This is a genomic window from Burkholderia sp. GbtcB21, assembly GCF_019091065.1.
Classification (GTDB): domain Bacteria; phylum Pseudomonadota; class Gammaproteobacteria; order Burkholderiales; family Burkholderiaceae; genus Burkholderia; species Burkholderia pyrrocinia_C.
Genome location: NZ_JAGXKA010000019.1, coordinates 106,873 through 114,153, shown reverse-complemented (window position 1 = coordinate 114,153; position 7,281 = coordinate 106,873). Strand labels below are relative to the sequence as shown.

Here is a 7,281-nt window from a genome sequence, read left to right as displayed (position 1 = left end):
GACGAGCGACGCCGCTATGCGGGCGATTTCGGGCATTCCCGTGACATGAATTTTTTAATTTGGGGTTGCCACGAGAAGGGCCGCTCGCTGCGTTGCGCTCCTTGCGAATACGTCCAGTATTCGCAGCGTCGCGCGCCTCGCGAGCGGCCCTTCTCGTGGCAACGCATGCGCGTTCCATACGCGAACAGACCCTAAGGATCGAAGCGATGCGGATTTCCACCACCCAGTTCTACCAGCAGAACGTCGCTCAGATGAGCGACCAGCAGGCGCAGCTCTCGCAGCTGTACCAGCAGATCTCGAGCGGCGTGAGCCTCGCGACGCCGGCCGACAACCCGCTCGGCGCGGCGCAGGCCGTGCAGTTGTCGATGACGTCGGCGACGCTGTCGCAGTACGCGTCGAACCAGAACGCCGCGCTGTCGTCGCTGCAGAAGGAAGACCAGACGCTCATCAGCGTCAACAACCTGCTGAACAGCATTCATACGGTCGTGATCCAGGCCGGCGACGGCTCGCTGTCCGACAGCGACCGCTCGGCGCTGTCGACGCAGTTGCAGGGCTATCGCGACCAGCTGCTGACGCTCGCGAACTCGACGGACGGTTCGGGCAACTACCTGTTCTCGGGCTTCCAGTCGACCACGGCGCCGTTCTCGAACGCGTCGGGCGGCGGCGTGACCTACAGCGGCGACATGGGCACGCGGCAGGTGCAGATCGCCGACACGCGCGCGATCTCGCAGGGCGACAACGGCGCGAACGTGTTCCTGTCGGTGCCGATGCTCGGCAGCCAGCCGGTGCCGCTCGCCGGCGCGGGCAACACGGGTACGGGCACGATCGGTGCGGTGTCGATCACGAGCCCGTCGGCCGCGACCAACACGCACCAGTTCACGATCGCGTTCGCCGGCACGGCGGCCGCGCCGACCTATACGGTCACCGACAATTCCGTCGTGCCGCCGACCACGACCGCCGCACAGCCGTATTCGGCCGGCGCGGGGATCGCGCTCGGCAGCGGCCTGTCGGTGCCGGTGTCGGGCACGCCCGCGCCCGGCGACACGTTCACGGTCACGCCCGCGCCGCAGGCCGGCACCGACGTGTTCGCGGCGCTCGACACGATGATCGCCGCGCTGAAGGTGCCGATCAGCAGCAACACGACTGTCGCGGCCGCGCTCGCGAACGCGATGACCACCGGCACGACGAAGCTGAACAACATGATGACGAACGTCCTCACCGTGCAGGCGTCGGTCGGCGGCCGCGAGCAGGAAATCAAGGCGATGCAGACGGTGAACCAGACCAACACGCTGCAGGTCACCAGCAACCTGGCCGACCTGACGAGCACCAACATGGTGTCGACGATCAGCCAGTTCCTGCAGATGCAGAACGCGCTGACGGGCTCGCAGAAGGCTTACGCGCAGCTTCAGAACCTGTCGCTGTTCCAGTACATCAATCCGTGATGCACGGCGCGCCGGCGACGATGCGAGCGCACGCTTGCATCGCCGCCGGCGCCATCCGCCGCCACCCGCGCGCAACGCATGGGCGGCTGCTTCACCGGGCCGCGCGGCCGCGCACCGGTTCGCGCATGCGGCGAGCCGCGCCCGAGCTTTCCGGCGGCCCGTTCGGGCTTGCCGCGCTTGCCAGCCACATTCCCGCTCCGTAAACTCGCGCCAGATTCCAGACCGGCGCGCCCTCCGCAGCCGGCGACAGACCGACAGGAGCGCTTTCCCCATGTCCGATTCCTACTTCCCGCGCTGGCGGGTCCAACCGACCGGCGCGGCCTCGCGCGTGGTCGGCCCCGACGAGCGCCTCGCGTGGCCGCAGATGGTCGCGATGGGCGTGCAGCACGTCGTCGCGATGTTCGGTTCGACCGTGCTCGCGCCGCTGCTGATGGGCTTCGACCCGAACCTGTGCATCTTCATGTCGGGCATCGGCACGCTGCTGTTCTTCGTGCTGGTCGGCGGGCGCGTGCCGAGCTATCTCGGCTCGAGCTTCGCGTTCATCGGCCTCGTGATCGCGGTGACGGGCTACGGCGGCAGCGGCCCGAACCCGAACATTCCGGTCGCGCTCGGCGGGATCGTCGCGTGCGGCGTCGTGTACGTCGCGCTCGGCGCGCTGGTGCAGGCGATCGGCACGCGCTGGATCGAGACGCTGATGCCGCCCGTCGTGACCGGCGCGGTCGTCGCGGTGATCGGGCTGAACCTCGCGCCGATCGCGGTCAAGGGCGTGTCGGCGTCGACCTTCGATTCGTTGATGGCGCTCGTCACGGTGCTGTGCGTCGGCGGCGTCGCGGTGTTCGCGCGCGGGATGATGCAGCGCCTGCTGATCCTCGTCGGGCTTGCAATCGCGTACGCGATCTACGCGATCGCGACCAACGGGATGGGCCTCGGCAAGCCGATCGACTTCGCGATCGTCGGGCATGCGGCGTGGTTCGGCGTGCCGGCGTTCCGTACGCCGGTGTTCGACCCGCACGCGATGCTGATGCTCGCGCCGGTCGCGGTGATCCTCGTCGCCGAGAACCTCGGCCACATCAAGGCCGTCAGCGCGATGACGGGGCAAAACCTCGACCGCTACGTCGGCCGTGCGTTCATCGGCGACGGGCTCGCGACGATCGTGTCGGGCAGCGTCGGCGGCACGGGCGTGACCACCTACGCGGAGAACATCGGCGTGATGGCCGTCACGCGGATCTATTCGACGCTGGTGTTCGCGGTCGCCGCGCTGATCGCGATCGGGCTGGGCTTCTCGCCGAAATTCGGCGCGGTGATCCAGACGATCCCGGGCCCGGTGCTCGGCGGCGTGTCGATCGTCGTGTTCGGGCTGATCGCGGTGACGGGCGCGCGGATCTGGGTCGTCAACAAGGTCGACTTCTCCGACAACCGCAACCTGATCGTCGCGGCCGTCACGCTGGTGCTCGGCGCGGGCGACTTCTCGCTGAAGTTCGGCGGCTTCGCGCTCGGCGGGATCGGCACCGCGACCTTCGGCGCGATCATCCTGTACGCGATCCTGCGCAAGGAAAAGGAGCCGGGCCCGGTGCTGTGAGCCGCCGCGCGGATCATGGCCGCGAGCCCCGGCGAGCGTCGCACGTCACGGGTTGGGCTGCACCGAAAACGTAATCGGCCATGCGAAGGCCCCGTCCTTCGCCTTCGATGCGAACACGAAGCGATAGGTCACCGTGAAGGTCGTGTTCAGCGCCGTATACGGCACGGCGATCTTGCCGCCGGTCGCCGGCAGCACGACCTTGCCGCCGATTCCAGTGATCTCGATCGAGCTGAACTGCGACTGGCTGGCGGCGGCAACCTGCACCAGCACCGTGTACCCGGCCCGGTCGTTGGTCTGGACCGCGAGCGTCGTCCCGGCGGGGTTGTTGGCGTTCGGCACGCTCAGGTTGCCGATGCTCGTGTCCTTGTTCGCGACCACGAGCTGGGTCGGACTGGTCGCCTTGATCCGCGCATACGCCTGGACCGTCGCGGCGCCTGGGGCTCGGCAGCCCTGGCCTCGGCGCCGCGGGGCGTCGTCGTGGTGCGTATGCGCGCGGCAGGGGTTTACCGGGGTTCGCCTATCGAATCGACGCGTCGCGGCATCGGGTGACGGTGCGGACCGTGTCGGCGCATCGGATCTCGACGGTGCGAAGTCGCGCCGTCGGCATCAGTGGATGCGTGACAGGAGCAGTGAAAGGAGCTGTGATGCGAGACAGCAGCCGTGTGACGGCCGAAATGATTTTCGACATGATTTCCCCGACTTCTTGATTGTTTGTCGCCTGCATCGAGCCGCTCGGCCGTGCAGTTGCTTTTGTCTGCACGGCTGTATGAGCAAGCAGCGGGCCACCGCGCGGATTGCCGCGCGGACAGGGGCTGAGCGGTCGCTGCCTGCAGCCGTGCAATGGGTCGGAGGCGGCAATGTTTCAGGCGTGAAACCTGCGGCGGCGGAGCCGGTCGGCGGTGCGCCGGGCCTGGTGCGGAACGGCCGGACCGACGGGGGATCGCAGGTGCGGCGCGACGGCGATTCCGCAGGAGAAACGGACGCGCCGCATGCGGAACGGTTTCAGTCTTGCAACGCGTGCGGGGAGGGGCGGCGGCGCATCGCTGCCGTTTCGATCAGGCGTCGGGTGCGCGGCGCGTCATGCGTTCACATTCGACTGCGCTTCCAGCCACGCGCAGAACTGCGCGACGAGCGGATCGTCGGCCGGCGCGCGCGGCGTGATCCACCAGTAGCTGCGCGTCGCGATGCGCGGCCCCGGCAGCGGCATCACGAGCCGGCCGCTCGCGAGCTCGTCGTCGATCAGCGGCAGCGGGCCGAGCGCGACGCCGAGCCCGTCGACGGCCGCCTGCAGCGCCAGGTAGAAGTGGTCGAACGACTGCCGCTTGCGCCCCTTCATCGCGACGCCGGCCGCCGCGAACCAGTCGCGCCAGCCTTCCGGCCGCGTATCCGAATGCAGCAGCACGTGCCGTGCGAGGTCGTCCGCGCGCGCGATCGGCGCGCGTTTGAGCAGCGCCGGGCTGCAGACCGGAATCACGCTTTCGTCGAGGAAGTGGCCGTTCGTGCAGTTCGGCCAGTGGCCGGGGCCGCGGCGGATCGCGACATCGAAGCCGTCGAGCGCATCGAGCGGCGCGTTCGACGTCGACAGCTTCAGTTCGACGTTCGGCACGTCGCGCTGGAACCGCGACAGGCGCGGCAGCAGCCACTTCATCGCGAAGGTCGGCAGCGCATTGATGCGCAGCACGCGCGCGGCACCCGTGTTGCGCAACTGCTCGGTCGCGTGCGCGATGCTGTCGAACGCCGCACGCACGGTGTCCAGGTAACGACGGCCTTCGTCGGTCAGCTTCACGCGCTTGCCGTAGCGGTGGAACACCGGCTTGCCGAGCCACGCCTCGAACGCGGCGATCTGCCGGCTGATGGCACCGTGAGTCACATGTAGCTCGTCGCCGGCGGCGCTGAAGCTTTCATGTCGTGCCGCAGCTTCAAAGGCCCGAAGCGCGGAAAAGGGCGGGAGATCGCGTGCCATGCTTGTGATTCTAGATCACAAGGGCGCGCCGATAAAATCGTTTTGCCGGGATCCTGAACGGCGGTAACCTCGGCTGACCGTTTGATGAGGAGCCCCATGCAATCCGTTTCCCCGCAGCCTGCCGCGTCACCTCGCAGCGTTGGTCTCGCCGAGCTGTTCACCGGCTTCCTGTCGCTTGGCTTCATGTCGTTCGGCGGCGCGCTGCCGTTCGCGCGGCGCACGATCGTCGACGAGCGCAAGTGGCTGTCCGCCGACGAATTCACCGATCTGCTCGGCCTGTGCCAGTTCCTGCCGGGCGGCAACGTGATCAACCTGTCGGTCGCCGTCGGCATGCGCTTTCGCGGCATCGCCGGCGCGTTCGCGGGCATTCTTGGGCTGATCGCGGGCCCGACGCTCGTCGTCGTCGCGCTCGGCGTGCTGTACGCGAAGACGCAGAACGATCCGCACGTGCAGCACCTGTTCGCGGGGCTCGCCGCCGCGGCCGCCGGGCTGCTCGTCGCGATGGCCGTGAAGGTCGCGAAGCCGCTGCGGCACGCGCGCGCGGCGGCTGGCATCGCGGCGCTCGCGTTCGTCGCGATCGCGGTGCTGCGCATTCCGCTGCCGACCACGATGCTCGTGCTGACGCCCGTCAGCGTCTGGCTCGCGTCGCGGCGCCGCGATGCGGGCACGCCGCAGCCGGCGCAGGCGGCCGCGCGCGACGCGCAGCCCGGAGGCCGGCCATGAACGACACGCTGGTCGCGATCGCGACGATCTTCAGCCAGCTGTCGCTGCTCGCGTTCGGCGGCGGCAATACGATCCTGCCGGAGATGCAGCGGCAGGTCGTCGACGTGCATCACTGGATGAGCGCGCACGAGTTCACCGCGCTGTTCGCGCTGGCCCAGGCGGCGCCCGGGCCGAACATGATGATCGTGTCGCTGGTCGGCTGGCACGTGGCCGGCTGGGCCGGGCTGCTCGTCGCGTCGCTCGCGAAGTTCGGGCCGTCGTCGATCGTCACGGTGCTTGCGCTGCATGCATGGGAGCGTTTTCGCGACCGGCCGTGGCGCCGCTACGTGCAGCAGGGGATGATGCCCGTCACGGCCGGGCTCGTCGCGGCGAGCGCGGTGCTGATCTCCGACGCGTCGAACCGCACGGCGATCCAGTGGGGCATCACGGCCGCATGCGCGCTGCTCGCGTGGCGCACGCGCATCCATCCGCTGTGGCTGCTCGCGGGCGGCGCGCTGATCGGGCTCACCGGCTTCGGGCAGTGAACGAAGGACAAGCCATCTCCCGTCCCGCATACTGGCGCGAATATTCACGGGAGGATCGATGGATCTCGACGGCGCCAGCCGCAATCTCACCGTCGCCGCGTTGCTGACGCTGTCCGGCGGCTACCTCGACGCATACACGTATGTCGGCCACGGCCACGTGTTCGCGAACACGATGACCGGCAACGTCGCGCTGTTAGGCATCAACCTGTCGGCCGGCGAATGGGCTGCCGCGCTGCATCACGTGCCGCCGCTCGTCGGCTTCGTGATCGCGGTATTCGTCGCGCACCTGCTCGGTCTCGCCGCGCAGCGCGGCTGGATGCGGCACACCGCGTTCGCGAGCCTGATCGTCGAGATCGCGTTTCTCGGCGTCGCCGCGAGCGGCCTCGTCGGCGCGTCGAGCGCGTGGCTGATTCCGGGCATCTCGTTCGTCGCGACGCTGCAGACGCTGTCGTTCACCCATCTCGAGGAACTGTCGTACACGTCGGTGATGACGACCGGCAACCTGCGGCGTGCCGCGCAGAAGCTGTTCGTCGGGTTGATCCCGCGCTATGACGCGGGTGCGCTGCACGACTCGGCGCTGCTCGCGACGATCAGCTTCTGCTTCCTGGCCGGCGCGGTGGCCGGCGGCCTCGTGACGCGGCTTGCGCCGGACGTCGCGCTGTGGGGGGCCGTGCTGCTGCTGGTCGGTGCGTTCGCGGAGATCGTGCGGCGCGCGTGGCGTCGCGCGGGGAACGGCGGCGATGGTGGTCGCGACGAAGACGGGGCGGCGCAGACGGCCTGACTGCGTGCATCACCCGGCAGCCGTGGGTGCCGCGTTCCGGATTTACCGCGTCGCCGCTTCATCAACACGCCGATCCACCGATCCACCGATCCACCGATCCACCGATCCACCGATCCACCGATCCGCCGGCGCACCCGAACGCGGGCCGGTTGCACCGGCCGCGCCCGCTGCAGGCGTTCGCGACACATTCCGGTTGCATCGACCACACCAACCGGCCCGCCGCGACACGCCCCTTTACCGCGCCGCACCCTCGTCGATCCTTACAGCAC

General features: G+C 68.9%; 7 protein-coding genes. 5 read left to right on the top strand and 2 right to left on the bottom strand.

Annotation, left to right across the window (positions count from 1 at the left end):
• Positions 1 to 206 precede the first annotated feature (206 nt).
• Both flgL and KVT39_RS31665 read left to right on the top strand, forming a co-directional pair.
• The gene (flgL, locus tag KVT39_RS31670; RefSeq protein ID WP_034179260.1) at positions 207 to 1,442 is read left to right on the top strand and encodes a flagellar hook-associated protein FlgL; all 1,236 of its coding nucleotides are present in this window, start codon (positions 207 to 209) and stop codon (positions 1,440 to 1,442) included.
• Between the two features lie 271 nt (positions 1,443 to 1,713).
• The gene (locus tag KVT39_RS31665) at positions 1,714 to 3,021 is read left to right on the top strand and encodes a solute carrier family 23 protein (RefSeq protein ID WP_175749014.1); all 1,308 of its coding nucleotides are present in this window, start codon (positions 1,714 to 1,716) and stop codon (positions 3,019 to 3,021) included.
• 45 nt (positions 3,022 to 3,066) lie between these two features.
• Here KVT39_RS31665 and KVT39_RS31660 read toward each other — a convergent pair whose 3' ends face one another.
• Complete coding sequence (locus KVT39_RS31660) at positions 3,067 to 3,399, bottom strand: hypothetical protein (RefSeq protein WP_207921108.1); 333 nt, start codon at positions 3,397 to 3,399, stop codon at positions 3,067 to 3,069.
• A gap of 700 nt (positions 3,400 to 4,099) precedes the next feature.
• Entirely contained in the window at positions 4,100 to 4,984 is an 885-nt protein-coding gene (locus tag KVT39_RS31655) for a transcriptional regulator GcvA (RefSeq protein ID WP_217590937.1), read from the bottom strand.
• A gap of 96 nt (positions 4,985 to 5,080) precedes the next feature.
• Here KVT39_RS31655 and KVT39_RS31650 point away from each other — a divergent pair, with 96 nt between their 5' ends.
• Genes KVT39_RS31650 through KVT39_RS31640 form a run of 3 tightly spaced genes read left to right on the top strand, consistent with a single transcriptional unit; the run spans position 5,081 to position 7,012 of the window.
• Positions 5,081 to 5,707 (top strand): chromate transporter, encoded by a 627-nt coding sequence (locus tag KVT39_RS31650; RefSeq protein WP_217590936.1) that lies wholly within the window; start codon positions 5,081 to 5,083, stop codon positions 5,705 to 5,707.
• Positions 5,704 to 6,231 carry a chromate transporter gene (locus tag KVT39_RS31645; protein WP_034179253.1) on the top strand — a complete coding sequence of 176 codons (528 nt, stop codon included), beginning with the start codon at positions 5,704 to 5,706 and terminating at the stop codon, positions 6,229 to 6,231. Before KVT39_RS31650 ends, KVT39_RS31645 begins: the two co-directional genes overlap by 4 nt.
• Positions 6,232 to 6,289: 58 nt before the next feature.
• On the top strand, positions 6,290 to 7,012 hold the full coding sequence (locus tag KVT39_RS31640; RefSeq protein WP_034179252.1) for a YoaK family protein: 723 nt from the start codon (positions 6,290 to 6,292) through the stop codon (positions 7,010 to 7,012).
• Positions 7,013 to 7,281 lie beyond the last annotated feature (269 nt).

Excerpts from the sequence above, each read along its gene's own strand:
- flgL (WP_034179260.1), top strand. The coding sequence starts at position 207 with ATGCGGATTTCCACCACCCAGTTCTACCAGCAGAACGTCGCTCAGATG.
- KVT39_RS31665 (WP_175749014.1), top strand. The coding sequence starts at position 1,714 with ATGTCCGATTCCTACTTCCCGCGCTGGCGGGTCCAACCGACCGGCGCG.
- KVT39_RS31655 (WP_217590937.1), bottom strand. The coding sequence starts at position 4,984 with ATGGCACGCGATCTCCCGCCCTTTTCCGCGCTTCGGGCCTTTGAAGCT.
- KVT39_RS31650 (WP_217590936.1), top strand. The coding sequence starts at position 5,081 with ATGCAATCCGTTTCCCCGCAGCCTGCCGCGTCACCTCGCAGCGTTGGT.
- KVT39_RS31645 (WP_034179253.1), top strand. The coding sequence starts at position 5,704 with ATGAACGACACGCTGGTCGCGATCGCGACGATCTTCAGCCAGCTGTCG.
- KVT39_RS31640 (WP_034179252.1), top strand. The coding sequence starts at position 6,290 with ATGGATCTCGACGGCGCCAGCCGCAATCTCACCGTCGCCGCGTTGCTG.